Source organism: Nocardiopsis sp. SBT366, assembly GCF_001083815.1.
GTDB classification, from domain to species: Bacteria; Actinomycetota; Actinomycetes; order Streptosporangiales; family Streptosporangiaceae; genus Nocardiopsis; species Nocardiopsis prasina.
The window spans coordinates 1-22,997 of sequence record NZ_LAVM01000072.1 but is presented as its reverse complement, the minus strand read 5'-3'; the positions used below and the strand labels follow the sequence as shown (position 1 = coordinate 22,997).

Below are 22,997 nucleotides of genomic sequence, written 5' to 3'. Positions count from 1 at the left end.
CAACCCACGCACCCGTCGCCCTCCGGAAGGGCTGTGCGTCAGACCGGCGCCCCGAGGACTCCAGGGCCCCTTCACCTCCGCGGTGCCGACAGCGTGGGCGCCGGGGCCGGAGGTTGGGCGCGGGACCGCGCCGTTTCCCACGCTACTCCGGTCGGCACGGTGTCACCAGCCCAGCTCAGGAGTGGGTGCGCTGGGCGCGCAGGACGGTGTCGTGGGTGTGGTGCGACCCCTCGGGCGCGGGGGCCACCCGGGCTCGGGTCTCGTTGACGGTGACGGTCCAGTCGGTGTCCAGGAGCGCGGCCACCTCCGCGGGCTGGTAGTAGTCGCCGGGAGCGTGGCCGTCCGCCAGTCGCTCGGGCAGGGGCGCAATGTCGTGACCGACGAACAGGAGGGTGCCGCCGGGGGCGACGGAGGCGAGCAGGGTGCGCAGGGCGGTGTGCTCGGGCTCGCGCGGGAGCGGGAAGTAGTGGACGGTCACCAGGTCGAAGGCGCCCGCAGGGGGAGGCGTGGTGGTCAGGTCTCCCCGTTTCCAGGAGACCCGGCCTGAGACCTCGCCGCTCGCGGCGGCGGCACGATCGAGGGCGACACCGGAGATGTCGACCCCGGTGACCAGCCAGCCCCTGTGCGCCAGCCAGAGGGCGTCGCCGCCCTCGCCGCAGCCCACGTCGAGTGCCTGACCGGGTGGGAGGTCGGCGAGTTCGGCGACGAGGACGCCGTTGGGGTCGCCGCTGAAGAGCTGTTCCCGGCTGCCGTACCTGTCGTCCCAGAACTGTGCGTCCATGCTCGTGCTCCTTGGTGGTTCGCGGGGGCCCGTTGGCCCGCTCCACCACCAAGGTGCCCCGACCACGGGCGGTGCGGCAAGATTTGTTGCGGGAACAGCAAAAAATCAGGAGGGGTGGTCGTACACGAGGGTGTGCCGCCAGAACAGACGTCTGCGTACACGGGCCCCGGGCAGCTCCTGGGCCACCGCGGCGCGGATCCGGCCCAGGGTCCACTGCGGTTCCAGGGTGGGCGCTCTCATGTGCGGGGGTGGTTCGGTGACGGCGGCCGGGTGCCTGACCAGACCGACCAGTGGGTTGAGCACGACGGAGACCAGAGCGGTGAGGTGGTCGGCCCACCCCTCGTCGCGGTGGCAGCCCACGACCACCAGCCGTCCACCGGGGGACAGGGCGGCGCGCAGCTCACGCAGCGTCGCCTCCAGCGGCATGTGGTGCAGGACGGCCACCAGGGTGACGGCGTCCCAGCGGCGGTCGGGATCGCGCTCCGCGAAGCCGGCCTCGGTGACGGTCACCCCGGGGACGTCCGCGAAACGGGCCCGGGCGCGGGCGGCGCTGGCCGGATCGGGTTCGAGTCCCGAGACCTCGCCGACGCGTCGGTGCAGGCGGGCCACCAGGTTGCCGGTGCCGCACCCCACGTCCAGGACGTCGCGCGCCCCGCTGGCCGCCACCCGGCGCACCACCCAGGGGGCGAGGCGGTCGTTGTGGCTCCACGGATGCCGCTGGTTGAGGCGGTCCAACCAGGTGGTCACGGGTGTCAGCGAGGGCATGTCGGCCACAGTAGCGGGACGATCGGCTCAGCCCAGCAGTGCCCCGACCACGGTCAGACCCGCCCACGCAGCACCCACGCCCAGGCCCAGGTGGGCCAGCACGTTCACAAGGGCGCGCCCTCGGGAGCCGGTTCGGCAGAGCTGGACCGTCTCGTACGCGAACGTGGAGTAGGTGGTCAGCGCCCCGCACACCCCCACGCCCAGCAGAGACATCGGCTCGGGGGACAGAGGGAGGGCCAGCAGCGCCCCCAGGACCAGGCTGCCAGCCACGTTCACCACCAGGGTTCCCCAGGGGAAGCCCTCACCGAACCGTCGTCTGAGTTCCAGGTCCACGAGGAAGCGCACGGGAGCTCCCACGGCCGCGCCCAGAACGACCAGCAGCTCGCTCACGGGTTGCGCCCTCCTCCGTGTGTGAGGAACCGGTGGGCCAACGAGGACGCCGCCCAAGCCGCCGTGAGTGCCCCGGCGACCGTGAGGAGGAGGTAGGTCAGCGCGACCTGTGGCGCGCCCCGCTCCAGGGCGGTCACCACGTCGGTGGCGTAGGCGGAGAAGGTGGTGTAGCCGCCGAGGAACCCCACCCCCCAGAAGGGACGGACGAGGTGGTTCCCGGGCCAGCGGTGCACGATCAGCTCCATGAGCAGGCCGATCAGCAGGCTGCCGGTGACATTGATCGCCAGGATCGTCCAGGAGACCCCGGAGGCCGCGGGCGGACAGAGCACGTCCAGGGCGTGCCGGGACAGTGCGCCCAGTGCCCCACCGGCGGACACGGCGGCGACCAAGGGCGGCAGCGACCCCCGTGCGGATGTGGACATGGGGTCATTGTGCACCCGCCGTGGCCGCCGTGCCCGATCAGTGCGGGTGGCGACAACGGTGGGGCGCAGATAACCCCGAGGCGGCCCGGTGCGCGCGTGCCTGGGGTGCGCCCATGGCACTCATGCGCGACATCGTCCTGGACTGCGGTCACCCCGCCTCGCTGGCCCGGTTGTGGGCCGCGGCTATGGACGGGTACGCCGTGGCCCTACGACGAGGGGGAGCTGGCCCGACTCCGTTCGGAGGGCGTGCTCGACCCCGAGGACGACCCCCTGGTTCTGGTGGAGGGCCCGTCGGGAAGCCCGTCCTTCTTCTTCCAGAGGGTCCCCGAGCCCCGGGCGGCCAAGAACCGTGTGCACGTGGACCTGGTCGGGGACGGTGTCGAGCTCGAACGCCTGCTCTCCCTGGGCGCCTCCGTGCTGGCTCGTCTCCCCGACCTGGTGGTGTTGGCCGACCCAGAGGGAAACGAGTTCTGCCTGGTCGACGACTGAGGGGACCGAGAGCCCTCAGGGTCCGGCTCGGGGGGTGTTCAGGGCCATCCCCCATGGATTCCTGGCCCCGCGTATAGGATTCTGGCCATGCAGTCAGAAAATTATCCAGACGGGCAGAAGCGGTCCTTCATCGAGGAGGCCCGCAGGGCGCAGATCATCGAGGCGGCGGTGGCGACCATCGCCGAGGCGGGCTATCCCAACGCCCCCCTCGCTCGGATCGCCCGGACCGCGGGGATCAGCAAGGGCGTGATCTCCTACCACTTCGACGGCAAGGACGAGCTGATGGACCAGGTGGTGACGGGCGTCTACACCGAGATCGCCGAAACGGTCGCCGCCCGGGTCATGGCGCAGTCCGACGCCGAGGCGATGTTGCGCGCCCACGTGCGCGGCGTGGCCGAGTACGCGCTGGAACACCGTGACCGCATGGCCGCGCTCGCCCAGATCTTCATCCACGCACGCGACGCCGACGGCGGCTCCCGGTTCGGAGGGCGCAAGGCCGAGCCGCTCTACCAGGGCCTCGAGGCGTTCTACCGCCACGGGCAGGAGAGCGGTGAGTTCCGCGACTTCGACGTGCGCGTGATGGCGGTCAGCCAGCAGTCGTCCATCGACGCGATGTTCGAGTACTGGCGCGTCCACCCCGACCACGACCTGCTCGCGCACGCCGACGAACTGGGAGAACTCCTGGTCCGCGCCACCCGAGCCGACTGACTGCCCCAGGGATCACCCAACCCGGACAGAGGGCACCATGACACCGCGAACATCCACGACCGCCACGACCCGACCACCAGCCACCACGGCCCGCCTGTTCTTCGTCGACAACCTGCGCGTCTTCCTGACGGTGCTGGTGGTCCTGCACCACGTGGCCATCACCTACGGCAACATCCCGCTGTGGTTCTACACCGAACCCGCCCAGGACCCCACCGGCGGCCTGTTGGACCTGTTCGTGATCCTCAACCAGACCTTCTTCATGGGCCTGTTCTTCCTGCTGGCCGGGTACTTCGTCCCGGGGGCGGCGGACCGCCGGGGACGGCGCCCCTTCGTCCGCGAACGCCTGGTCCGCCTGGGCGTGCCACTGCTGCTGTTCCTGCTGTTGCTGCGCCCCCTGGCCATGGCCCCCGCGCACGCGGGCATGCTGGCCGCCGACCCGGAGCTGTCGTACTGGATGCTCTACGTGTTCGGGATCGACCCGGGACCCATGTGGTTCGTGGAGGTCCTGTTGGTGATGAGCCTGGTCTACGTGGTGGTCCGGGGCCTGCGTGAGCGCCGCGCCCCCGCTGGTGCGGACAGGGACGTGTCGCGACCCGCCGACTCCGAGCCGCTGCGCTGGTTCGTTCCGGTCGTGCTGTTCGCGGTGGGGCTGGCGGTGGTCACCTTCGTGTGGCGGTTCGCCTTCCCCGCGCCGTACTGGCCGGTCGTGGGGCTGCCCAGCCCCGGCTACCTGCCCCAGTACGCGGCCCTGTTCAGCGTGGGTGTGTTCGCGTACCGGCGCAACTGGCTCATGCGACTGCCGAACTCGGCGGGGTGGGGCGGGGCGACCATGGCGGTCGCGGGTCTGCTCGCCCTGGGGACGGCCGTCGCGGTCCTGGGTGTGGACTCCCTGACCCCGGGTAGCTGGCAGGTGCTCGCCCAACTCCTGGCGGAGACCCTCTTCGCCACGGGCGTGATGGTGACGCTGCTGGTGCTCTTCCGGAGGCTGTTCAACCGGAGCAACCGCTTTCTGGGCTTCCTCTCCGACAACGCCTTCGCGGTCTACGTGCTGCACGCCCTCGTGCTGGTCGCGCTCGGACTGGCGCTGAGCGGGTGGGAGGCCAGCGCCCTCGCCAAGTTCGCCGGGATGGCCGCCCTGGCCGTGCCGCTGTGCTGGATGGTGGCCGCCGCCGTGCGGTCCCTCCCGGGGGCCCGGCGGATCCTCTGAGTCGAGGTGTGCGACGGGACCCCGGGGTTAGGGTCGGGCCAGGACTCCCGAAGGAAGGACCCCCGTGGGCACTCAGAAGGAACGCATGCTGGCCGGCGAGCTCTATCTCGCCGACGACCCCGAGATCGACGCGGACGTGGCCCAGGCCCGGCTGCGCTCCGAGGCCTTCAACAACAGTGCGGCCGACGACGTGGAGGGCCGGCGCAAGGCCCTGACCGACCTCGTCGGTGAGCTGGGAGAGGGGAGCGAGGTCCGCCCGCCGCTGCGGGTGGACCTGGGGTACCGGATCACCATCGGTCCGCGCTCGTTCGTCAACTTCGACGCGGTCATGCTCGACGTCGCCCCCATCACGATCGGCGCGGACGTGCTGATCGGCCCGGGCGTCCAGCTGCTCACCCCCACGCATCCCCTTGACCCCGAGCTGCGCCGAGCCAAGTGGGAGGCGGCCGCGCCCATCACCATCGGCGACAACGTGTGGCTGGGCGGCGGGGTCATCGTCTGCCCGGGTGTGACCATCGGTGAGAACACCGTGGTGGGAGCGGGGGCGGTGGTCTCCAAGGACCTGCCCGCCAACGTGGTGGCGGTCGGCAACCCGGCACGGGTCATCAAGGAGATCTGACGCCCCAGTCAGGAAGGAGCACACGTGAGCGGCGAGGACGACGTCCGGCGGATCGCGCTGGCACTGCCGGAGGTGACCGAACGCCCCTGCTACGGCAGGCCCGCCTTCTATGCCTCGGGCAGGATCTTCGCCCGCCTGCACGACATGCCCGACGTCCTGGTCCTGTGGTTGGCCAGCGCCGAGCACGGTCAGGAACTGAGGGACGCCGGCCCGGAGCGGTTCTTCACCACCGACCACTACCAAGGGCACGCCAGCGTGCTGGTGCGCCTGGGCCTGGTCGAGACCACGGAGCTGTCCGAGCTGCTGGACGAGGCCTGGCGTCTGCGCGCCCCGCGCCGCCTGACCGGGCCCGGACCGGACACACGGGGCTGACCATCGGAAGGGGCGGGGACACGTGGTGTGTCCCCGACCCTCACCCGTCCCGGTCGGAAACGAGCTGACGGGCGTGCCTCTCCCAGCGAGGTGACCCTTCCGGTCAGGTGGCAGGGGGAGTCGGGGTCCGCGCAAGCGGGCCCCGACCACGGATGGGCCGTTCCCGGTGTGGCGCCACCGGGGAACGGGGTCTGTGACACCGCTAGGGGGCCTGGCCAGCCGCCACCGGTTCGGTGTCCCCGTGGGAGAACTGGGTCCGGTACAGCTCGGCGTAACGGCCGTCCCTGGCCAACAGCTCGGTGTGGGTTCCGCGTTCCAGGATCCTTCCGGCCTCGATCACCAGGATCTCGTCGGCGGCTCGGATGGTGGACAGCCGGTGGGCGATGACCAGGGCGGTCCGCCCCTCCAGGGCCTCGGCCAGAGCAGCCTGCACGGCCGCCTCGGATGTGGAGTCCAGGGCGGAGGTGGCCTCGTCGAGGATGACCACCTCGGGCCCGGTCAGCAGGAGGCGTGCGATGGTGAGCCGCTGGCGTTCCCCTCCGGAGAAGCGGTAGCCGCGTTCGCCGACCACCGTGTCCAGCCCGTCCGGCAGGCTGCCTACCAGGGTGTCCAGGCGGGCGCGGCGCAGGGCGTCCCAGACCTGGTCGTCGGTGGCCTCCGGGGATCCCAGGGTGAGGTTGGCTCGGATGGACTCGTGGAACAGGTGTCCGTCCTGTGTGACCATGCCCAGCGTGGCGCGCACGGACGCGAACGTGAGGTCGCGGACGTCGGTCCCGGCCAGACGGACGGACCCCTCGTCCACGTCGTACAGGCGCGGGGTGAGCTGGGCGATGGTGGACTTGCCCGCCCCCGAGGAGCCGACCAGGGCGACCGTCTGGCCGGGCTCGACCCGGAAGGACACCCCGTGCAGGACCGACCCGTTGTCGGTGGTGTCCAGGGTGGCGACCTCCTCCAGGGAGGCCAGGGAGACCCGGTCGGCGGTGGGGTAGCCGAAGGTGACGTCGTCGAACTCCAGCGAGACCGGCCCGGCGGGGACCGTGCGCGCGTCCGGCTTCTCGTCGACGAGGGGTTCGAGGTCGAGCACCTCGAACACCCTGCTGAAGCTGACCAGGGCGCTCATGATCTCCACGCGGGCACTGGCCAGGGCGGTCAGCGGGGCGTACAGGCGGGTGAGGAGCATGCCCATCGCGACGACCGTTCCGGCGTCGAGTTGGCCGCGCAGCGCGTAGTAGCCGCCGAGGCCGTAGACCAGTGCGAGGGCGAGCGCGGAGACCAGGGTCAGGGCGGTGAAGAAGACCTCCTGGACCATGGCGGTGCGCACTCCGATGTCGCGGACCCGGCTGGCTCGGCGGGCGAACTCGGCGGACTCGTCACCGGGGCGGCCGAAGAGCTTGACCAGGGTGGCGCCGGGCGCGGAGAAGCGCTCGGTCATCTGGGTGCTCATGGCGGAGTTGTGGATGGTGCGCTCGCGTTCGATCCTGGCCAGGCGGGCGCCCATGCGGCGGGCCGGCAGGACGAAGACGGGCAGCAGCACCAGCGAGAGCAGCGTGATCTGCCAGGAGAGGGTCACCATGACGACCAGCGCGAGGACGAGGGTGACGAAGTTGCTGATCACGCCGGACAGGACGTCGCTGAAGGCGCGTTGGGCACCGATGACGTCGTTGTTGAGCCGGCTGACCAGTGCGCCGGTGCGGGTGCGGGTGAAGAAGGCGACCGGCATGCGCTGGACGTGGTCGTAGACGGTGGTGCGCAGGTCCAGGATGAGCCCCTCGCCGACCCGGGAGGAGAGCCACCGCACGATCAGGGCGAGGACGGCCTCGGCGATCGCGACCAGGGCGATGAGTCCGGCCAGCAGGAGGACCGGCCTGAGGGGCGATCCGTCCACGATCTCGTTGACGACCTCACCGGCCAGGAGCGGGGACGCAACCGCCAAAGCGGCCACGATGACGCTGAGCGCGAGGAACCAGGTCAAGGGGCGTGAGTGCGGGCGGGCGAAGGCGGCGATCCTGCGCAGGACCGGCAGGGAGAAGGGGCGTTGATCCTCGTGGGCGTGCATCGCGTGGTAGATCGAGTTCCACGCGGTCATTTCCATACTCATGGGGTCATCCACCGGTCCGTGTCGTTGGCTACCCCCGAACCGTAGAACCTCAACAATAGTTCAGGTCAACTTGGCGCTCGAACCTCCCCTGTGTTCCTTATTATTCCCTGACATGCGGATGTTTGGGGTATTTTAGGGAACTTAAGGGAGGAAGTCATGAGTGCGATCTACCGCACCGAGGCCGAGGGGCAATGGCTCCGACAGCGTTACGGCCGGACCCTGGACAACGCTCCGGTGCCGACCCAGCGACTGCGAGTGCCCACCCGCGAGGGCGAGACCTTCGTGCTCGCCTGCGGCCCCGAACAGGCCCCGCCGCTGGTCCTGCTGCACGGTTCCGGGGCCAACGGCAGTCACTGGTACGGGGACCTGCCCGCGTGGTCCGAGCACTTCCGCGTGTACTCGGTGGATCTTGTCGGCGAACCCGGGCTGAGCGCGCCCTCCCGCCCTGACCTGGCCACGGAGGCCAGCGCGCTGTGGCTGGACGACGTTCTGGCCGGGCTCGACGTGCAGGCGGCCGCGATGGTCGGCATGTCCCTGGGGGGATGGACGGCCCTGGACTACGCGGTCCGCCGCCCCGGACGGGTCACCCGCCTCGCCCTGGGATGCCCCGGAGGCCTGGGCACACAGCGCCGGTGGAGCATCCTCGCGGCGGGGCTGCTGATGCTCTTCGGGTCGCGCGCCCGGAAGTGCTCCGTCAGGTACCTGGTGGGGCTCGACCGCTCCGGGAACGAGGCGGTGCTTGAGGAGGTCATGGCGGTCTTCACCCGGTTCCGCCCGCGCACCGAGGCCCTGCCGGTCCTCACCGACTCCGCCCTGCGCGCGCTGGACCTCCCGCTCCAGGTCACCGTGGGCGACCGCGACCGGATGTTCGACTCCTCGGAGACCGCCCGGCGGGTGCGCGCGTGCGTTCCGCACGCTCACGTGCGGGTGCTTCCGGGGGTCGGTCACGCCCTCACGAGCCAGACCGGACCCGTTCTGGAGTTCCTTCGTGGCCGGGCCGCGCACTCCGGGTGACCGTTCCCGCGCTGACCGCGTTGGCGGCCACGATCGCCAGGATCGCCGCGCCCTCCACCCAGTCCAGGGCCTGCCCGAGCACCACCCAGCCCGCGAGGGCTGCCATCACCGGGTGCACGCTCATGAACAGGCCGAAGAAGCGGGCCGGGACCCGGCGCAGCGCGTACAGGTCACCCAGGAACGGGATCATCGAGGAGAGCACTCCCGCCACCGCCGCGCACAGCACGGCGGTGAACGTGGGCGGATTCAGGTGCAGGACGACGATCCCCACGGGGACGAACACGAGCGCGGAGATTCCCGCAGCGGTGGCCGACCCCTCGATTCCGGGCAGCCGCCGCCCCACCGTCCTGTTGAGCAGGATGTACGCCGCCCAACAGGCCGCCGCGACCAGGGCCAGGGAGATCCCGAGGTAGTCGGTGGACGGTTGCGGGCGCATGAGGACCGCGACCGCGCCGCCCGCCACCAGCGCGCAGGCCAGGTCGGTCCAGCGGCGCGTGGCGGCCAGGGCCACCGCCAGGGGGCCGAGGAACTCCAGGGTGACGGCGAGCCCCAGACCGATGCGGTCGACGGCCAGGTACAGGGTCAGGTTCATGGACCCGAACACCACCGCCATCGCCAGCACCGGCCACCACTGGTGCCAGGTGAACGAGCGCAGCCGGGGTCGTCCCACCGCCATCAGCACGGTGCCCGCCACCCACTGGCGGATCGCGACCACACCGACCGGCCCGATCACCGGGAAGGCCAGGGCGGCAGTGGCCGCGCCGACCTGGTTGGAGGCGCCGCCGGTCAGCATCACGGCCATGCCCCGCCATCGCCCCCCGCCCGTTTCGGGGCCGTTGCCCCCGGCCGTGTCCCCGCCCTGTCCGGTGTCGGTGGAAGTCGTCATACCGCGAGCATCCACCGGCGCTTCACATACGCAAAATGCATACGACTGAGCATCTATACGCTGGAGTCATGGATCTCGAACTCCGCCACCTGCGCTGCCTGGTCGCGATCGTGGACACCGGCAGCTTCAGCGACGCCGCCCTCGAACTCGGGGTGTCCCAGGCGGCGGTCTCCCGGACCCTCGCAGCGTTGGAGGGCATCCTCGGCGTGCGTCTGCTGCACCGCACCAGCCGCAACGTCACGCCCACCACCGCCGGGGTCCAGGTGCTGGCCCGAGCCCGTCACCTGCTGGCCGAGGCCGACAACCTCGTGAGCGAGGCCACCACCGGCCACACCCGGCTGAGGGTGGGGCACGCGTGGTCGGCGGTGGGTCGCCACACGGCCGAGTTCCAGCGCCGCTGGTCCCACCTGCACCCGGACGTGGCCCTGCACCTGATCCGCACCAACACCCCCACCGGGGGCCTGGCCGAGGGACTGTGCGACCTGGCGGTGGTCCGGGCGCCCTTTGACAGCAAACGCTTCGACAGCGCCGTGGTGGGGCACGAGCGGCGGCACTGCGCGATGGCCTCCGACGACCCCTGGGCGCGCCGCCGCTCCCTGCGCCTGGAGGAGCTGGCGGGCCGGGTCCTGCTGTTCGACCGCCGCACCGGGACCACCACCGCGGACCTGTGGCCGGAGGACGCGCGTCCGGACATGGAGCCCACCCGCGACATCGACGACTGGTTGGCCGAGATCGCCACCGGGCGGGCGGTCGGCATCACCCCGGAGAGCACCGCGACGCAGTACCGGCGCGACGGGATCGTCTTCCGGCCCCTGCGCGACGCGCCGCTGATCCCCGTGCGGCTGGTCTGGCGGCGGCACGACCCGCACCCGGCCACGCACGCGGCGGTGGCTCTGCTCTCGGAGCTGTACGCGAAGGGCCGCTGACCCCGGGGGAGCGGTCAGAGCGCGCTCACGTCGCGGCGCTCCTCCTGCTGGGCGGCCCGGACCGCCAGGGAAAAAGGGGTGGGCCGCCCGGCACGTGTGGGCCTACGATCGGTCGTCATGGCCACTCGACTTGTTCAGATCGCGATGAACGCCCAGGACGACGCCGCAGTCGGCGGTTTCTGGGCACGGGCACTCGGTTGGGAGACCTCCAGCGAGGGACCCGGCGTCACCAACCTCGAACCCGAGGGCTTCGCCTACCCCGACCCCATCGCGCTCTGCGTCGACGTTCTTCGCGTGCCCGAACCCAAGACGGTACGGAACCGCGTGCGCGTGGACCTCGCCACCACCTCCGAGGCGCACCTGACTGAGCTGGTCGCGCGCCTGGAGGGCCTTGGCGCGACCCCCGACGACCGGGGACGGGAAGGCGCCCCCGGGGCCGCCCTGTCCGACCCCGAGGGCAACGAGTTCCGCGTGCTGGAGCCCCGCGCCCTCTACCGGGACACCGGCCCGATGGCCGCGGTGGTGCTCGACTGCGCCGACCCGCGGGCCATGGCCCGTTTCTGGGGCGAGGCGACGGACTGGACCGTGCACGAGGTGACCGACGAGCACGCGCTCCTTCGCTCCTCGGAGAGGGTCGGCCCGTACCTGGAGTTCGTCCGCTCCGTCGAGGTGAAGACCGTGAAGAACCGGATCCACCTCGACCTGAGGCCCTATCCCGGTGATGACCAGGCAGCGGAGACGGACCGGCTGCGGACCCTGGGCGCCACCGACGTCGACCTGGGGCAGGGTGACGTGCCGTGGACCGTGCTGGCCGACCCCGAGGGGAACGAGTTCTGCGTCCTCACCCCGCGCTGACGGCAGAACCGGTCGACCCTCGCGGGACCGGGCGCGAGGAACACCGGAACAGGATTCGGGGGCTGGCTACAGCCCTTGCCGAATCCCCCGACCCCCGCCTCAGAGGTCCAAGGAGTCGATGAGGTCGATGATCCCCACCTGCTGGAGACCGTTGATGAGCAGGAGGAGCCCCACGATGCCGATGACCCAGGACAGGACCTCGCGCGAGCCCGAGTCGACCTTCTCCCGCCAGCGGTCCAGTCTGGGGCGCAGGCGCTCGCCGAACACGCGGTGGCCCAGGTAGAGCAGGACCGGGGGCAGGACCATCACCAGGTTGTAGGCGGCGAGCATGGGGACCCAGGTGTGCGGGGCCAACTCGGCGGTGCTCATGACGCCGATCGCGCCGAGGTAGGGCAGCGCGGTCCCGGCCTCCAGCAGTCCGGTGGCCAGGCCCAGGCCGACCATGCTGGTGGTCCGGAACGAGGCCGGGCGGCGGGGTGCGCGCCGCTTGGTGGGCATCACCCAGGAGTAGGCGAACAGGCCCGCCCCCAGGACCACCATGACCCAGCCCGTGACGGGGCTGTCGGCGAGGTGGGACAGTTCGCTCAGGGCGACTCCCAGTCCCAGCATGAGCGCGCACCCGAGGGCGAAGTAGAACAGTGCCACCGTGCCGAGGTAGACGAAGAGGGGGCGGGCGACGGAGCTGGCGCCGCTCAGCAGCACGAAGAGCGAGACACCGAGGGTGGTGGGGCTCAGTGTGTCCAGGAGCGCCAGTCCGGCGACTGGCAGGAGTACGTCCAGGGGAGGCATGCGTCTCTCCGCATCTTTTTCAACTCGACTGTGCCAAATAAAATAACACAGATGTGCTAAAAAAGGAGGGTGCCCAAGATCGTTGATCACGAAGAACGCCGCCGGGAGCTGGCCGAGGCCCTGTGGAGGGTGATCGCCCACTCCGGCCCCCAGGCCGTGTCCATCCGCACCGTCGCCGCCGAGGCGGGGCTCTCCGCCGGGGCACTGCGCCACTACTTCCGGACCCGCGAGGAACTGCTGGTCTTCGCCATGGACCTGTCCGAGGAACGCGTGGTCGGGCGGATGCGGGAACAGTCGCTCACCATGAACCCCGGGGACTCCATGGTCGAGCGCACCGCAAGGTTCGCCGAGCACATGCTCCCCCTGGACCCCACTCGCAGCGCCGAGTTCCGTGTCTGGGAGGCGGCCGGGGACCTCGGTGATCTCGACCCCCGCCTGGAGGAGCGCTGGTCCCGCCAGCGGGGCCTCTACCGCCGGTTGGTCGGCGGACTCGGCGGACTGCCTCCCCTGCGCGACCCCGAAAGCGAACACCCTGACCCGTGGTTGGAGACCTGGGCCGCGTTCCTGCACACCTTCGTGGACGGGCTCGCCCTCCAGATGATGGTCAACCCGGCGCAGGTTTCCTCCGAGGCCGGGAGCGCGAGGCTGCGATCCTTCCTGGCGCACGTCGAGTCCACCCGGCACTAGCCCGGTCCGATCGCCTCGGCCCGGTGTCCGCACCAGGGGGTGGCCCGGCCACTCCCCGGTCTTGGACATACTGGGTGCGCGGTTCGGGGTGATCCCGAGGGATTTCGAGGGGGAGAGCGTGACCACCATGCAGGGCGAGGGCGTGCCGGACGGACGGGCCAGGGTCGAGTTCCGGCCCGCGGGGGTCGAGGACGTCCCCGCGCTGGTCGACCTGGTCAACTCCTGCTACCGGGGCGACAGCTCACGGCAGGGCTGGACCACCGAGGCCGACTTCCTCGACGGGCAGCGGGTGGACGCCGACGCCATGGCGGAACTGTTCGGCCGCACCAACACCCTGGTGCTCGTCGGCGAGTCCGGGGGTGAGATCGTCACCTGCTGCGAACTCCAGCGCAGCGTGAACGGCGCGTACTTCGGGATGTTCTCGGTACGCCCCGACCTCCAGGGAGCGGGCCTGGGCCGAGTCGTGCTGGCCGAGGCCGAGCGCACGGCCGCGCGCGAGTGGGGGTGCCGCCTGATCCGGATGAAGGTCCTCAAGCAGCGCCCCGAGCTGATCGCCTGGTACGAGCGGCGCGGGTACACCAGCACCGGCAAGACCGAACCCTTCCCCTACGGAGACGCCGCCTTCGGGCTGCCCCGCCGGGACGACCTGGCCTTCGTCGAGCTCACCAGGGAACTGCTCTTCGACTGACGGTCAGGGCTGTTCGAGGTTGGCCGACATCCGTTCGAGGACGTTGACGGTGTCCCGGTACTCCTGGTCGCTGACGCCCTCGCACAGTCGTTCCCGTGTGCGTTTGACGCGCTGGAGGAGATCTCCGTGGGCCCGTTGGCCGTCGGTGGTCAGCTCCAGTGAGACCAGGCCGCTCACCCAGCCGCGCTCACGCAGGGCCTCCACGGCCGGGGCGACGGTGGGCTCGTCCTCCTCCAGGAAGGGCGCCAGGCGCTGGTCCAGCTGGAGGACGGTGCCGGGGTCCTCGTGCAGGGAGTTGAGCACCTGCCACTGACGGCGTCCGAGGGAGTCCTCGGCCAGGGCGTGGTCGAGGTCGTTCTCGATGAGCCGGTCCAGGTGCTTGAGCCAGAATCCGATGGGCAGGTCGGTCATGGTGCCTCCGGATGGGTCGAGGTCCGGGTCCCGACGGACCGACGATATATCGGCGGTCGCCGTCGCGGCCAGTGTCACGCCGGGTCGGCCGGTGCGTGTTCCGTGAGACTGATCCCCGGAGGCGGTTCGTGGGCCGCGCATGCGTCGCCAGCCGCCCCCAAAGCGGCTCGGCCGGGCAGTTGATCTCGGTGGGAGATCGCTGGGTTCGGAACAGGACGGTGTTGGTCAGGCGCGTCACCGTCGAGGACATGACCGACGACGCCGTCGCGGTCATGGACGAACTCGGCTGGGAGTCCGCTCACCTGTTCGGGGTCTCACTCAGTGGAACCGTGGCCCAGCGCGTCGCCGTCCGCCACCCGGACAGGGTCCGCAGCCTGACCTCGGCCAGCGCCGGCCCGGAGACACGGGGGCCTGGGCGCCCTGCGCTACGTCAACATCCCCTCCGTGGCGAGGCCCAGCCGAATGCGCTTCCCCGACACGAGGGAGGGCGCGGTCCGGGCGGGGCTGGCCGTGGCCCGCTTCTGCGCGGGGCCCGGCCAGCCCTTCGACGAGGGGAGGCCCTCACCAGGGCCGAAGCACTGGCCGACGCGGGAGCCCGGGACACCGGGGCGCAGAGCCGTCAGATCGGAGCCCAGTGGAGCGGTCCGCCGATCAGCTCCGTCACGGCGCCCACACTGGTGCCTCACGGCGAGGACGACCCCCTGATCCGGCCAAGGGCGGCGACCGTGATCGCCTCGAGAATCCCCGGCGCCCGTCTGGTCACCCTGCCGGGCGTGGTCACGAGGTTCCCGCCCCGGCCTGGCGGACCGTTGTCAGCGAGATCCGCGCGTTCGCGGACCCGGCCTCGTCGCGGTGAGACCTGGCGGCTGGTGAACGGGTGCGCGGGCCGCCGACGCCTGCCTCAGCCCGGAACCCGGCACAGGATCGCGCCCCGGGGGATCACGAACACACCGTCGGGATGAACGCTCCACCGCCGCCAGCCCTGGGAGATCCACTCCAGGTCCTCCTGGCTCGCCATCCCCCTCTCGACGGCGTCGCGGCCCACCGCCGACTCCAGGATGCGGTGCGACCACATGTCGCCCCACCAGGCCCGGCGTTCGGGGTCGGAGTGGTTCCACGCCTCGGCGACATAGCTGACCTCGGTGAACCCGGCCGCGTGCGCCCAGGCCAGCAGGTGGCGTCCGGCGTCGGGTTCGCCCCCGTTGGCGCGGGCCACCCCCTGGTACAGCGTCATCCAGGCGTCCAGTTCGGGCAGGCGCGGGTACCAGAGCATGGCCGAGTAGTCGCTGTCGCAGGCGGCCACCACGCCGCCCGGTCGGGCGACCCTGCCCATCTCGGCCAGCGCCCGCACCGGGTCGCCCACGTGCTGGAGGACCTGGTGGGCGTGGACGACGTCGAAGGTGTCGTCGGGCAGGTCCAGGCCGTGGACGTCGCCGACCACGAAGTCGACGTTGTCCGCGCCCACCTCCTCGGCATGGGCTCGTGCCCGCTCGACCGCCTCGGAGGAGGCGTCCACGGCGGTGACGCGTCCGGGCGCGACTCTGCGGGCGAGGTCGACGGTGATGCTGCCGGGGCCGCAGCCGACGTCCAGGAGGGAGTGCCCGGGCCTGATCTCCGGCAGCGCGTAGGCAGCGGAGTTCTCCGCGTTGCGCCACAGGTAGGAGGTGGTGACGGTCGGGTGTTGTCCGTGCGTGTACCGGGCCATCGGGTTCCGCCTTCGTCTCGGGGGCTTCGGTCGACCCTACCCCGGCATCTCTCTTTGTGAGATGATCATCTCAACATGTGAGACGAGGCTCTCCGGTCAGAGGGACAGCCGCTCTCCCAGGGCTCGCAGATCGGGGACGAACCAGCACTGCGTTCCGCGATCACACTCCCGGACGAGGTCGCGAAAGGCGTCGCTGGCCGCCACGTGCGCGGAGACGTCCCCGACCACGGCCAGTCCGATCCGGTAGTTGGCGAACTTCTGGAGGAACTCACCGGCCACGCCCGTGCGCAGCCGGAAGAAGTCCGGGTCGAGGCGCCCCGCGGGCACCGCGACCCAGGTGACGCCGTGGTGGAAGGCGTCACCGATCACGTCGGCGGCCTCGCGCAGGGGAGGCCCCAGCTCCGGGCAGAGCATGACGGGGCGCGCGCCCAGCTGACGGGTCTCCGGAAGGGTCCGCGACATCGGCTCCGTTTCCCTTCCCGACGGCCCGCCTGTTTCCGAAGCGCTCACCGCTGGTCACCCACAAGCGAGTCGATGTAGCCCAACAGGGTCGCGGTGGAGGCCAGGTCGCCCACCATGACCACCTTCAGTCGGGAGCGCCCCGGGTCGTGGACCACTTGGACGTGCGCCCGCCCACGGTCCTCGGGCCGCCCGGTGACGGTGAGCAGCGTGGTGACACGGTCGGCCGTGGCGCGGTCGATTCCGTCGACGTGCACGACGGTGGAGGCCTCCGCGTGGGGAGCCTCCTGGGCCTCGGAACCCTCCTCCTCGGACAACGGACCACCGGCGAACTCCTCGAGGTCACGGCGGCGGACACGGTACTGCTTCCCGATCCGGGTGGCCGCCAGACGCCCCTCGCGGACGTAGGCGCGCACCGTCTTGACGTGCAGACCCAGAAGGTCCGCGACCTGGTCCACCGAGTAGTACTGCTGGGGCACGACTCTCCTTGCTGACGCTTTTTCTTCCATAAACTTCCCTCATGATACTTGCTGTCGCAGGAGTTTAGGGAACTTTGAGGAGTGTGGTGCGGCATGAGAGAAGCGGGTACCAAGAGGAGAGGGGAAACTCCGGGGAGAAGGGGGAGACCATGGCACTCCTGCACACGATCAGGCCGTGTCTGTGGTTCAACGGCCAGGCGGAACAGGCGGTGGAGTTCTACACGCACGTCTTCGAGAACTCGCGCGTGCTCAGGACCACGCACTACGGCCCCGACATGCCGGTTGCCGAGGGCACCGTGCTGACCATTGAGTTCGAACTGGACGGGGCGCCCTTCACGGCACTCAACGGCGGGGGCGGTTTCACCTTCGACGAGGCGGTGTCCTTCCAGGTCATCTGTCGCGACCAGGCCGAGTCCGACCGCTACTGGAACGCGCTCACCGACGGCGGCCAGGAGAGCCAGTGCGGCTGGCTCCGGGACCGCTTCGGCCTCTCCTGGCAGGTCTTCCCGGAGGAGCTGGACTCCCTGGTGTGGGATCCCGACCCGGAGCGGGCCTACCGGGCCACCCAGGCCATGCTCACGATGGGCCGCATCGACCTGGAGGCGGTCCGCCGGGCGGCGGACGGTGTCTGAGCCGAGCGGGACCGGCCCCGGGGGCGAGACGGCACGGACGTCTCCTCACCGGGAACGGGTGGTGGGCGGGTGGCGCAGCGCGCAGTCACCGCACAGACCGCCCCCGGGCAGCCGGTAGTACAGACAACAGGTGGTCCTGCGAAAGACCGCCAACCCGGCGCGGTCCACTCCGACATAGGCACCCGTGCCCCGAAGGCAGGGCCGGTCCGTGAGGACCCGGACCACCTCCTCCGCGTGCGCGCGCTGCTCGCCCCGGGCGCCGCCCAGGGCGCGTGCGGCCCCTGCCAGGGCCGCACCGGTGTCGCCCCGCAGAAGACCGGGGGAGACCCGGCCGATGCCGGACAGCGCCTCCTCCACGTGGGCCAGCACACCCCCCACCACGGTCTCTTCCACCCACGCTGCGACCTCGACGGGTTCCCTTGACATCGGTGTGGCCCGGGTCTGTCGCGTGCGCAGCTCCAAGGACCCCGAGCGCCCCGGTTCGTGGACAAACAGGTCGGCGCGCAGGCGCACCCCGTGACACAGCCCCGCCGCCAGCACGGGCGAGAGCAACCGCGAGGCCAGCCCCTGGTGGAACAGTGAGGCGCCCACCCGCCACTCCACGTCCTGCGCGCCGACACCCGAGACCGCCCCGAGCTGGGCCCGCACTCGGTCGACCTCGACCGCCACGCGCTCCCGCCCGGCCTCTGTGCGACCGTCCCACGCGGTGACCGGCTCCCAGCCCTCACCGAGCGGAGCCCTCCCCACCCGGAAGAACGTGTTGACGCCCCCGACGTCCTCCAACACCCGTTCCAGCACCGTCACCCCCGGTCGACGAACCCGAACCCCCACCCTGCACCATCCGGCACTCGGCCCGCCCCGACCAGGCCGGTAGTGCTGGCACCACCCGCGTTCCTCGTGCTGCTGACCTCGTGCCCAACTGCCCCAATCCCTAGATTGGTCCTGTGAGCGGCACACGGGAACAGCGGGCGCGGAGCGCGGAACGGGGCGGCGGAAGAGTCGGGGCCCGGCTGACCGCCCTGGCCGGTGTACCCTTCGCCTCCGACCTCCACGGAAGCGGATGGCGGCTGCTTCTGGTCCAGGTCCTGCACCTGATGACCTCCCTGACCCTGGCCCTCTTCTACCTGATCCCCGTCTCCCTGCTGGTCATGGTGGCGAGCTGGATCGGGATGGGGCTGTTCCTGCCCTGGACGGACATCGGGTTCACCTACCCGGTCTCCCAGGTCGTCCGCGACTCCCTGGGGTTCCTGGTCGTCCTGCCCGTCACCGCCACCCTGCTCGCCAGACTCGCCTGCCGGGTCCAGCGCGACCGCCTCGCCAACGTGTTCGGGATCGTGGAGGCCAACCCGCCCGACCCCCTGGCCGACGACAACCCCTGGACCCGGGTGTGGCGGTTCGTCTTCGGCCGCGACGCGTGGACCATGGTGGTCTACAGCACCGCCGCCGGCCTGCACGGACTGTTCGCCGCGGGCCTGGTCGTGGTGTTCGTGGTGTGCGGCGGCGCCGCCGCCATCGGCGCGTCCCTGGGAATCGCCTACATCCTGGCCCTGGGCACACCGGGCGATCTGGTCGGCCCGCTGATCCTGGTCGTCGTCGGCCCGCTGGCCGCCGTGGTCGGTCTGCGCCTGGCGCCCCACATGATCTCCACCGAGGTCCTCCTGCACCGCCTGCTGCTCTTCGAGGCCCCCGAGGTCCGGATGCGGCGCAGGCTCCTGCACGTCCAGGACAGCCGACTGCGGATGGTCGACGAGGCCGAGGCCGAACGCCGCAGGATCGAACGCGACCTGCACGACGGCGCCCAGCAACGACTCCTCGCGCTCACCATGACCCTCACCCGGGCGCGCGCCCGGCTCTCCCACGACCCTGACGGCGCCCGTGAGCTGATCGCCGAGGCGCAGGAGGAGTCCCGGGAGGTCATGACCGAACTCCGCCAGGTCGCACGCGGCCTGCACCCCAGGGTCCTGACCGACCACGGGCTCGGCGCGGCCCTGCCGGTGGCGGCCGGTCGCTCCCCGGTCCCGGTCCGCCTCGACGTGGACCTGCCCGAACGCCCCTCGGCGCGGGCCGAGGGAGTCGCCTACTACGTGGTCTGTGAGGCGCTGACCAACGTCGCCAAGCACGCCGACGCCGGGCAGGTCGCGGTGACCACCGAACGGATCGCGGCCCTTGGGCGCAGGGGCGAGCTGCTGCGCGTCACCGTGACCGACGACGGGGTCGGGGGCGCCGACCCCGAGGCGGGCACCGGTCTTTACGGGCTGTGGGACCGGGTGGACGCGGTCGACGGGATACTGACCGTCCACAGCCCGACCGGCGGGGGCACCGTCCTGACCGCGAACATCCCATGGAAGGCGTGACCGTGAGCACGGCCGACACACACGACGAACGGCGGGGGCCGCGCGTCATCATCGCCGAGGACTCCGTGCTGCTGCGCAGCGGCATGGTCCGGCTGCTCGAGGACTCCGGGGTGGAGATCCTCGCGGAGGTGGGGGACGCCGACGCGTTGACCGCCGCCGTCCTCCAGCATCCGGACGTCGACCTGTGCCTGATCGACATCCGGATGCCGCCCACCTACTCCGAGGAGGGCATCCAGGCGGCGGTGCGCATTCGGCGGGACCACCCCGAGGTGGCCGTGCTGCTGCTGTCCCAGCACGTGGTCAGCCGCTACGCCGCCGACCTGCTCGGGGGCGGCGCCGAGAAGGTCGGCTACCTGCTCAAGGACCGGGTGGCCGACATCGAGGAGTTCCTCACCGTGCTGCGCCGGGTGGCCGGGGGCGGCGCGGCGATCGACCCCGAGGTGGTCTCACAGCTGCTGAGCAGGCGCCGGGACCGGGCCCTGGAGAGCCTCACACCGCGTGAGGGCGAGGTCCTTGAGGTGATGGCCCAGGGTCTGAACAACGCCGGGATCGCCGACCGGCTCACCATCACCGACCGGGCCGTGGAGAAGCACATCAGGTCGATCTTCACCAAGCTCGACCTCGGCCAGGACGACCACGACCACCGCAGGGTCCAGGCCGTGCTGCGCTACCTGCGCGGCACCGACCGCGACTGACCGGCACCGGCACGAAACCGGGACACCAGAGGGAGGGCCGAGCCTTCCAGGAAGGGAAGAACATGACTTTCAGGGCACGAGGCCTGTACGCCTCCTCAAGCAAGGAGCGCGGGGGATTCCGCCGGGGACCGTGGATGTTCCTGGGCGGGGTGCTCGTGCTGGCGCTGGTCGTCCTCACCGCGCTCTCCGTGCTGGGGAACATGACCGTCAACCAGTCGGACCGCGCGGACTCCTTCGGCGGGGTGAGCGCGCTGGAGATCGACAACTCCACCGGCGGCGAGGTCCTGCTCCGCGGCGGCACGGGCGACGAGGTCACCGTGGACCGCAAGCTGCGGGGCAGCCCCCTGTCGGAGCCGGACGAGGACATCGAGGCCGAGGGCGGCACGCTGGAGATCGAAACCGACTGTTCGGGGCTGCCGCTCTTCAGCTCCTGCTCGGTGGACTACGAGGTCACGGTCCCCACCGGGACTCAGGTGACCTTGGAGACCATCAGCGGCCGGGTCTCCGTGGAGAACCTGGAGGGCGACCTCAGCGTGGAGACCACCAGCGGCGCCGTGGACGTGTCGGAGCACAGCGGCGCGGTCGACGTGGAGAGCGTCTCCGGGAACATCGTCCTCGACCGGGTCGAGGGCGCGGCGCGGGCCCACACCGTCAGCGGCCGGATCACGGCCTCCGGCGAGGGCCCCCTGCTGGACGTCTCCAGCACCTCGGGCGAGATCCGCGCGGAGGACTTCACCGCCGACGAGATCCGGGCCGAGTCGGTCAGCGGTGCGCTGGAGCTCGGCGGCGGGTTCACCACCCTGGAGGCCGTCACCACCTCCGGTGAGGTCAGGGCACGGACCACCGACCCCTTCGACCTTCTGTCGGTGGAGACCGTCAGCGGCGGGGTCGTGGCCACGGTCCCGGACGGGGAGTACGAGGTCACCGGGGAGTCGGTGTCCGGCCAGCGCGACTTCGGTGTGGGCACCGGTGGCGGCGACGGTCGGATCGACGTCAACACCACCAGCGGTACCGTCCGGGTCGAGAGCTAGACGCCCCGGCGTTCGAAGCGCAGCGCCGCCCAGTCCGAGTCGATCGGCACCTGGGCGGTGCCGCGCCATCCCGCGTCCACCAGGGTGTCCCAGCCCTTGTCAGCCGTCAGGTCCGTGATGATCGTGCCGCCCCGCTGGGGGAAGCACACCCACAGGCGGGTGGTGGGGCCGGTGAGTGCCAGGGCGCGGGGGCCCTCCCGGTCGACGGTGCCCCGGTCCAGGGCGAACAGGTGCAGGTCGTCGTACTCGGCGCCCTCGATCGGACCGAGGTCGATGTGGATGTCGGTCGGGGGTTCCAGCAGCCGCAGGTAGCGTTCGGGGGCGTTGAGGACGAGCAGCCGGTCTCCGGGCTCGACCCCCAACCTCCGGGCGAGTGTCTCCGACATTCCTCCTCCGTTCACGTGTCGGCCGTGCGCGGCCTCTCCTCGGCCACCGTACGGTCCCCCCGCGCGGAAACCGAGGACCTTCCCCGCCTCGACCCGGACATGACCGTGTTTTTAGGATGCCCACATGACACAACAGAACGGTGGGCCGCGCTGGGGCGTGGTGGGGACCGGTGGGATCGCGCACGCCTTCATGGAGGGACTGCGGGCCGTCCCCTCGGCCCGGGTCACGGCGGTGGGCTCGCGCACGCTGGACCGGGCGGAGGAGTTCGGTCGGGTGTGGGACGTCCCGAACCGCCACGGCGGGTACGAGGAACTCGCGGCCGACCCCGACGTGGACGTGGTCTACGTGGCCACACCGCACCCCTGGCACCATCCGAACACCCTCCTGATGCTCGAAGCGGGCAAGCACGTGCTCGTGGAGAAGCCCATGGCGATGAACGCGCTCCAGGTGTCGCAGATGGTCGCGGCGGCCCGGGCCAACGACCGCTTCCTGATGGAGGCCATGTGGACGCGTTTCCTGCCGGCCTCCCGGCTCGCCCGCGAACTGGTCGCGGACGGGGCGGTCGGCGAACTGTGCACGGTCTCCGCCGACTTCGGGATCAACGTCCCCTACGACCCCGACCACCGGCTGTTCAACGTCGACCTCGGCGGTGGTGCCCTGATGGACCTGGGGGTGTACCCGCTGGCGCTGGCCGCGCAGTACCTGGGCGAACTCACCGTGGTGGGCGCCACCCGGCAGCTGTCGCCGGACCGGATGGTGGACACCCAGACCGCGGTGCTGGTGCACGGGGAGGACGGAGTGAGCGCCTCCCTGACCTGCGCCTCCCGCAATGTCCTGCCCAACCGCGCGGTGCTGGCCGGGACGGACGGTTGGATCGAGATCCCGCTCTTCTGGGCCGCCACCGAACTGGTCCTGCACCGGGAGGGGCGCGCGCCCGAACGGTTCCACCGGCCCTTCCGGGCCAACGGCTACGAGTACGAGATCGAGGAGGTCGGGCGGTGCCTGGCCGCCGGTGAGCGCCAGAGCCCGGACATGACCTGGGCGGAGAGCCTGCGGCTGGCCGGGGTCACGGACCAGATCAGGGACGTGGGCGCGCTGGTGAGCGGGCCCTCCGACGTCAGAAGCGTCCCCCGGGGATGAGCCCGCCC

The 22,997-nt window shown here is 71.2% G+C and carries 29 protein-coding genes; 16 read left to right on the top strand and 13 right to left on the bottom strand.

Annotated elements, in window-relative coordinates; all coding sequences use genetic code 11:
• Nucleotides 1-175 precede the first annotated feature (175 nt).
• The 4 genes from ADX84_RS19755 to ADX84_RS19740 form a co-directional block, all read right to left on the bottom strand.
• Complete coding sequence (locus tag ADX84_RS19755) at nt 176-781, bottom strand: bifunctional 2-polyprenyl-6-hydroxyphenol methylase/3-demethylubiquinol 3-O-methyltransferase UbiG (protein WP_049577412.1); 606 nt, start codon at nt 779-781, stop codon at nt 176-178.
• Between the two features lie 105 nt (nt 782-886).
• Nucleotides 887-1,546, bottom strand: a complete 660-nt coding sequence (locus ADX84_RS19750) for a bifunctional 2-polyprenyl-6-hydroxyphenol methylase/3-demethylubiquinol 3-O-methyltransferase UbiG (RefSeq protein WP_049577409.1) — start codon at nt 1,544-1,546, stop codon at nt 887-889.
• Nucleotides 1,547-1,573: 27 nt separating this feature from the next.
• The gene (crcB, locus tag ADX84_RS19745; protein WP_049577406.1) at nt 1,574-1,936 is read right to left on the bottom strand and encodes a fluoride efflux transporter CrcB; all 363 of its coding nucleotides are present in this window, start codon (nt 1,934-1,936) and stop codon (nt 1,574-1,576) included.
• On the bottom strand, nt 1,933-2,358 hold the full coding sequence (locus tag ADX84_RS19740) for a CrcB family protein (RefSeq protein ID WP_049577402.1): 426 nt from the start codon (nt 2,356-2,358) through the stop codon (nt 1,933-1,935). The genes crcB and ADX84_RS19740 overlap by 4 nt, the downstream gene beginning before the upstream one ends.
• 246 nt (nt 2,359-2,604) lie before the next feature.
• Between ADX84_RS19740 and ADX84_RS26745 the strand changes: the two genes are divergently transcribed.
• The 5 genes from ADX84_RS26745 to ADX84_RS19715 all read left to right on the top strand — a co-directional run bounded on the left by ADX84_RS26745 (nt 2,605) and on the right by ADX84_RS19715 (nt 5,753).
• Nucleotides 2,605-2,847 carry a VOC family protein gene (locus tag ADX84_RS26745; RefSeq protein WP_234004078.1) on the top strand — a complete coding sequence of 81 codons (243 nt, stop codon included), beginning with the start codon at nt 2,605-2,607 and terminating at the stop codon, nt 2,845-2,847.
• 87 nt (nt 2,848-2,934) lie between these two features.
• Entirely contained in the window at nt 2,935-3,555 is a 621-nt protein-coding gene (locus tag ADX84_RS19730) for a TetR/AcrR family transcriptional regulator (RefSeq protein ID WP_049577399.1), read from the top strand.
• A 37-nt stretch (nt 3,556-3,592) separates the two neighbouring features.
• Nucleotides 3,593-4,762, top strand: coding sequence for an acyltransferase (locus ADX84_RS19725; protein WP_049577396.1), 1,170 nt, complete (start codon nt 3,593-3,595; stop codon nt 4,760-4,762).
• An 85-nt stretch (nt 4,763-4,847) separates the two neighbouring features.
• Entirely contained in the window at nt 4,848-5,381 is a 534-nt protein-coding gene (locus tag ADX84_RS19720) for a sugar O-acetyltransferase (RefSeq protein WP_049577439.1), read from the top strand.
• 24 nt (nt 5,382-5,405) lie between these two features.
• The gene (locus tag ADX84_RS19715; protein WP_049577392.1) at nt 5,406-5,753 is read left to right on the top strand and encodes an MmcQ/YjbR family DNA-binding protein; all 348 of its coding nucleotides are present in this window, start codon (nt 5,406-5,408) and stop codon (nt 5,751-5,753) included.
• Nucleotides 5,754-5,955: 202 nt separating this feature from the next.
• On the opposite strand, the gene ADX84_RS19710 is transcribed toward ADX84_RS19715, so the two are convergent.
• A complete protein-coding gene (locus ADX84_RS19710; RefSeq protein ID WP_049577388.1) occupies nt 5,956-7,851 on the bottom strand; it encodes an ABC transporter ATP-binding protein in 1,896 nt (631 codons plus the stop codon).
• A 156-nt stretch (nt 7,852-8,007) separates the two neighbouring features.
• Between ADX84_RS19710 and ADX84_RS19705 the strand changes: the two genes are divergently transcribed.
• Entirely contained in the window at nt 8,008-8,865 is an 858-nt protein-coding gene (locus ADX84_RS19705) for an alpha/beta fold hydrolase (protein ID WP_049577385.1), read from the top strand.
• Here the strand turns inward: ADX84_RS19705 and ADX84_RS19700 are convergent.
• Nucleotides 8,804-9,751: a DMT family transporter gene (locus tag ADX84_RS19700; protein WP_082206635.1), complete on the bottom strand. Its 948-nt coding sequence runs from the start codon at nt 9,749-9,751 to the stop codon at nt 8,804-8,806. The two genes, ADX84_RS19705 and ADX84_RS19700, sit on opposite strands and share 62 nt — an antisense overlap.
• A gap of 68 nt (nt 9,752-9,819) precedes the next feature.
• Here ADX84_RS19700 and ADX84_RS19695 point away from each other — a divergent pair, with 68 nt between their 5' ends.
• Nucleotides 9,820-10,677, top strand: a complete 858-nt coding sequence (locus ADX84_RS19695; protein WP_049577379.1) for a LysR family transcriptional regulator — start codon at nt 9,820-9,822, stop codon at nt 10,675-10,677.
• Nucleotides 10,678-10,794: 117 nt separating this feature from the next.
• Nucleotides 10,795-11,532, top strand: a complete 738-nt coding sequence (locus tag ADX84_RS19690) for a VOC family protein (protein WP_049577375.1) — start codon at nt 10,795-10,797, stop codon at nt 11,530-11,532.
• Nucleotides 11,533-11,631: 99 nt separating this feature from the next.
• Here ADX84_RS19690 and ADX84_RS19685 read toward each other — a convergent pair whose 3' ends face one another.
• Nucleotides 11,632-12,321, bottom strand: coding sequence for a GAP family protein (locus tag ADX84_RS19685; RefSeq protein WP_049577372.1), 690 nt, complete (start codon nt 12,319-12,321; stop codon nt 11,632-11,634).
• 69 nt (nt 12,322-12,390) lie between these two features.
• On the opposite strand from ADX84_RS19685, the gene ADX84_RS19680 reads away from it, so the two are divergent.
• Nucleotides 12,391-13,008: a TetR/AcrR family transcriptional regulator gene (locus ADX84_RS19680; protein ID WP_049577367.1), complete on the top strand. Its 618-nt coding sequence runs from the start codon at nt 12,391-12,393 to the stop codon at nt 13,006-13,008.
• A 127-nt stretch (nt 13,009-13,135) separates the two neighbouring features.
• Nucleotides 13,136-13,696 (top strand): GNAT family N-acetyltransferase, encoded by a 561-nt coding sequence (locus ADX84_RS19675; protein ID WP_049577435.1) that lies wholly within the window; start codon nt 13,136-13,138, stop codon nt 13,694-13,696.
• 3 nt (nt 13,697-13,699) lie between these two features.
• On the opposite strand, the gene ADX84_RS19670 is transcribed toward ADX84_RS19675, so the two are convergent.
• Complete coding sequence (locus tag ADX84_RS19670; RefSeq protein ID WP_049577362.1) at nt 13,700-14,107, bottom strand: MarR family winged helix-turn-helix transcriptional regulator; 408 nt, start codon at nt 14,105-14,107, stop codon at nt 13,700-13,702.
• An 11-nt stretch (nt 14,108-14,118) separates the two neighbouring features.
• On the opposite strand from ADX84_RS19670, the gene ADX84_RS25695 reads away from it, so the two are divergent.
• Complete coding sequence (locus ADX84_RS25695) at nt 14,119-15,069, top strand: alpha/beta fold hydrolase (RefSeq protein ID WP_369801125.1); 951 nt, start codon at nt 14,119-14,121, stop codon at nt 15,067-15,069.
• On the opposite strand, the gene ADX84_RS19665 is transcribed toward ADX84_RS25695, so the two are convergent.
• The 3 genes from ADX84_RS19665 to ADX84_RS19655 all read right to left on the bottom strand — a co-directional run bounded on the left by ADX84_RS19665 (nt 15,009) and on the right by ADX84_RS19655 (nt 16,750).
• Nucleotides 15,009-15,812 carry a methyltransferase domain-containing protein gene (locus ADX84_RS19665; protein ID WP_049577358.1) on the bottom strand — a complete coding sequence of 268 codons (804 nt, stop codon included), beginning with the start codon at nt 15,810-15,812 and terminating at the stop codon, nt 15,009-15,011. The two genes, ADX84_RS25695 and ADX84_RS19665, sit on opposite strands and share 61 nt — an antisense overlap.
• 96 nt (nt 15,813-15,908) lie before the next feature.
• Nucleotides 15,909-16,274, bottom strand: a complete 366-nt coding sequence (locus tag ADX84_RS19660) for a DUF4180 domain-containing protein (protein WP_049577354.1) — start codon at nt 16,272-16,274, stop codon at nt 15,909-15,911.
• 44 nt (nt 16,275-16,318) lie between these two features.
• Nucleotides 16,319-16,750 carry a helix-turn-helix domain-containing protein gene (locus ADX84_RS19655; RefSeq protein ID WP_049577349.1) on the bottom strand — a complete coding sequence of 144 codons (432 nt, stop codon included), beginning with the start codon at nt 16,748-16,750 and terminating at the stop codon, nt 16,319-16,321.
• Between the two features lie 149 nt (nt 16,751-16,899).
• Between ADX84_RS19655 and ADX84_RS19650 the strand changes: the two genes are divergently transcribed.
• The gene (locus ADX84_RS19650) at nt 16,900-17,382 is read left to right on the top strand and encodes a VOC family protein (protein WP_049577346.1); all 483 of its coding nucleotides are present in this window, start codon (nt 16,900-16,902) and stop codon (nt 17,380-17,382) included.
• A gap of 45 nt (nt 17,383-17,427) precedes the next feature.
• Here ADX84_RS19650 and ADX84_RS19645 read toward each other — a convergent pair whose 3' ends face one another.
• Nucleotides 17,428-18,180 carry a (2Fe-2S)-binding protein gene (locus tag ADX84_RS19645; protein WP_369801124.1) on the bottom strand — a complete coding sequence of 251 codons (753 nt, stop codon included), beginning with the start codon at nt 18,178-18,180 and terminating at the stop codon, nt 17,428-17,430.
• A 146-nt stretch (nt 18,181-18,326) separates the two neighbouring features.
• Between ADX84_RS19645 and ADX84_RS19640 the strand changes: the two genes are divergently transcribed.
• The 3 genes from ADX84_RS19640 (at nt 18,327) to ADX84_RS19630 (ending at nt 21,462) form a co-directional block, all read left to right on the top strand.
• Nucleotides 18,327-19,736, top strand: coding sequence for a histidine kinase (locus tag ADX84_RS19640; protein WP_199776645.1), 1,410 nt, complete (start codon nt 18,327-18,329; stop codon nt 19,734-19,736).
• Nucleotides 19,724-20,431, top strand: coding sequence for a response regulator transcription factor (locus ADX84_RS19635; protein WP_049577338.1), 708 nt, complete (start codon nt 19,724-19,726; stop codon nt 20,429-20,431). The genes ADX84_RS19640 and ADX84_RS19635 overlap by 13 nt, the downstream gene beginning before the upstream one ends.
• Before the next feature lie 62 nt (nt 20,432-20,493).
• Entirely contained in the window at nt 20,494-21,462 is a 969-nt protein-coding gene (locus tag ADX84_RS19630) for a DUF4097 family beta strand repeat-containing protein (RefSeq protein ID WP_234004077.1), read from the top strand.
• Here ADX84_RS19630 and ADX84_RS19625 read toward each other — a convergent pair.
• Nucleotides 21,459-21,848 (bottom strand): hypothetical protein, encoded by a 390-nt coding sequence (locus ADX84_RS19625; protein WP_049577332.1) that lies wholly within the window; start codon nt 21,846-21,848, stop codon nt 21,459-21,461. The two genes, ADX84_RS19630 and ADX84_RS19625, sit on opposite strands and share 4 nt — an antisense overlap.
• A gap of 124 nt (nt 21,849-21,972) precedes the next feature.
• On the opposite strand from ADX84_RS19625, the gene ADX84_RS19620 reads away from it, so the two are divergent.
• Nucleotides 21,973-22,989 (top strand): Gfo/Idh/MocA family protein, encoded by a 1,017-nt coding sequence (locus ADX84_RS19620; RefSeq protein WP_049577329.1) that lies wholly within the window; start codon nt 21,973-21,975, stop codon nt 22,987-22,989.
• Nucleotides 22,990-22,997: the final 8 nt, after the last annotated feature.

Coding starts and splice junctions, on each gene's coding strand:
- ADX84_RS19710 (WP_049577388.1), bottom strand. CDS start 7,851: ATGAGTATGGAAATGACCGCGTGGAACTCGATCTACCACGCGATGCAC.
- ADX84_RS19650 (WP_049577346.1), top strand. CDS start 16,900: ATGGCACTCCTGCACACGATCAGGCCGTGTCTGTGGTTCAACGGCCAG.
- ADX84_RS19620 (WP_049577329.1), top strand. CDS start 21,973: ATGACACAACAGAACGGTGGGCCGCGCTGGGGCGTGGTGGGGACCGGT.
- ADX84_RS19625 (WP_049577332.1), bottom strand. CDS start 21,848: ATGTCGGAGACACTCGCCCGGAGGTTGGGGGTCGAGCCCGGAGACCGG.
- ADX84_RS19690 (WP_049577375.1), top strand. CDS start 10,795: ATGGCCACTCGACTTGTTCAGATCGCGATGAACGCCCAGGACGACGCC.
- ADX84_RS19660 (WP_049577354.1), bottom strand. CDS start 16,274: ATGTCGCGGACCCTTCCGGAGACCCGTCAGCTGGGCGCGCGCCCCGTC.
- ADX84_RS25695 (WP_369801125.1), top strand. CDS start 14,119: ATGGGTCGAGGTCCGGGTCCCGACGGACCGACGATATATCGGCGGTCG.
- ADX84_RS19705 (WP_049577385.1), top strand. CDS start 8,008: ATGAGTGCGATCTACCGCACCGAGGCCGAGGGGCAATGGCTCCGACAG.
- ADX84_RS19700 (WP_082206635.1), bottom strand. CDS start 9,751: ATGACGACTTCCACCGACACCGGACAGGGCGGGGACACGGCCGGGGGC.
- ADX84_RS19665 (WP_049577358.1), bottom strand. CDS start 15,812: ATGGCCCGGTACACGCACGGACAACACCCGACCGTCACCACCTCCTAC.
- ADX84_RS19750 (WP_049577409.1), bottom strand. CDS start 1,546: ATGCCCTCGCTGACACCCGTGACCACCTGGTTGGACCGCCTCAACCAG.
- ADX84_RS19730 (WP_049577399.1), top strand. CDS start 2,935: ATGCAGTCAGAAAATTATCCAGACGGGCAGAAGCGGTCCTTCATCGAG.
- ADX84_RS19635 (WP_049577338.1), top strand. CDS start 19,724: ATGGAAGGCGTGACCGTGAGCACGGCCGACACACACGACGAACGGCGG.
- ADX84_RS19720 (WP_049577439.1), top strand. CDS start 4,848: ATGCTGGCCGGCGAGCTCTATCTCGCCGACGACCCCGAGATCGACGCG.
- ADX84_RS19630 (WP_234004077.1), top strand. CDS start 20,494: ATGACTTTCAGGGCACGAGGCCTGTACGCCTCCTCAAGCAAGGAGCGC.
- ADX84_RS19685 (WP_049577372.1), bottom strand. CDS start 12,321: ATGCCTCCCCTGGACGTACTCCTGCCAGTCGCCGGACTGGCGCTCCTG.
- ADX84_RS19725 (WP_049577396.1), top strand. CDS start 3,593: ATGACACCGCGAACATCCACGACCGCCACGACCCGACCACCAGCCACC.
- ADX84_RS19695 (WP_049577379.1), top strand. CDS start 9,820: ATGGATCTCGAACTCCGCCACCTGCGCTGCCTGGTCGCGATCGTGGAC.
- ADX84_RS19675 (WP_049577435.1), top strand. CDS start 13,136: ATGCAGGGCGAGGGCGTGCCGGACGGACGGGCCAGGGTCGAGTTCCGG.
- ADX84_RS19755 (WP_049577412.1), bottom strand. CDS start 781: ATGGACGCACAGTTCTGGGACGACAGGTACGGCAGCCGGGAACAGCTC.
- ADX84_RS19740 (WP_049577402.1), bottom strand. CDS start 2,358: ATGTCCACATCCGCACGGGGGTCGCTGCCGCCCTTGGTCGCCGCCGTG.
- ADX84_RS19670 (WP_049577362.1), bottom strand. CDS start 14,107: ATGACCGACCTGCCCATCGGATTCTGGCTCAAGCACCTGGACCGGCTC.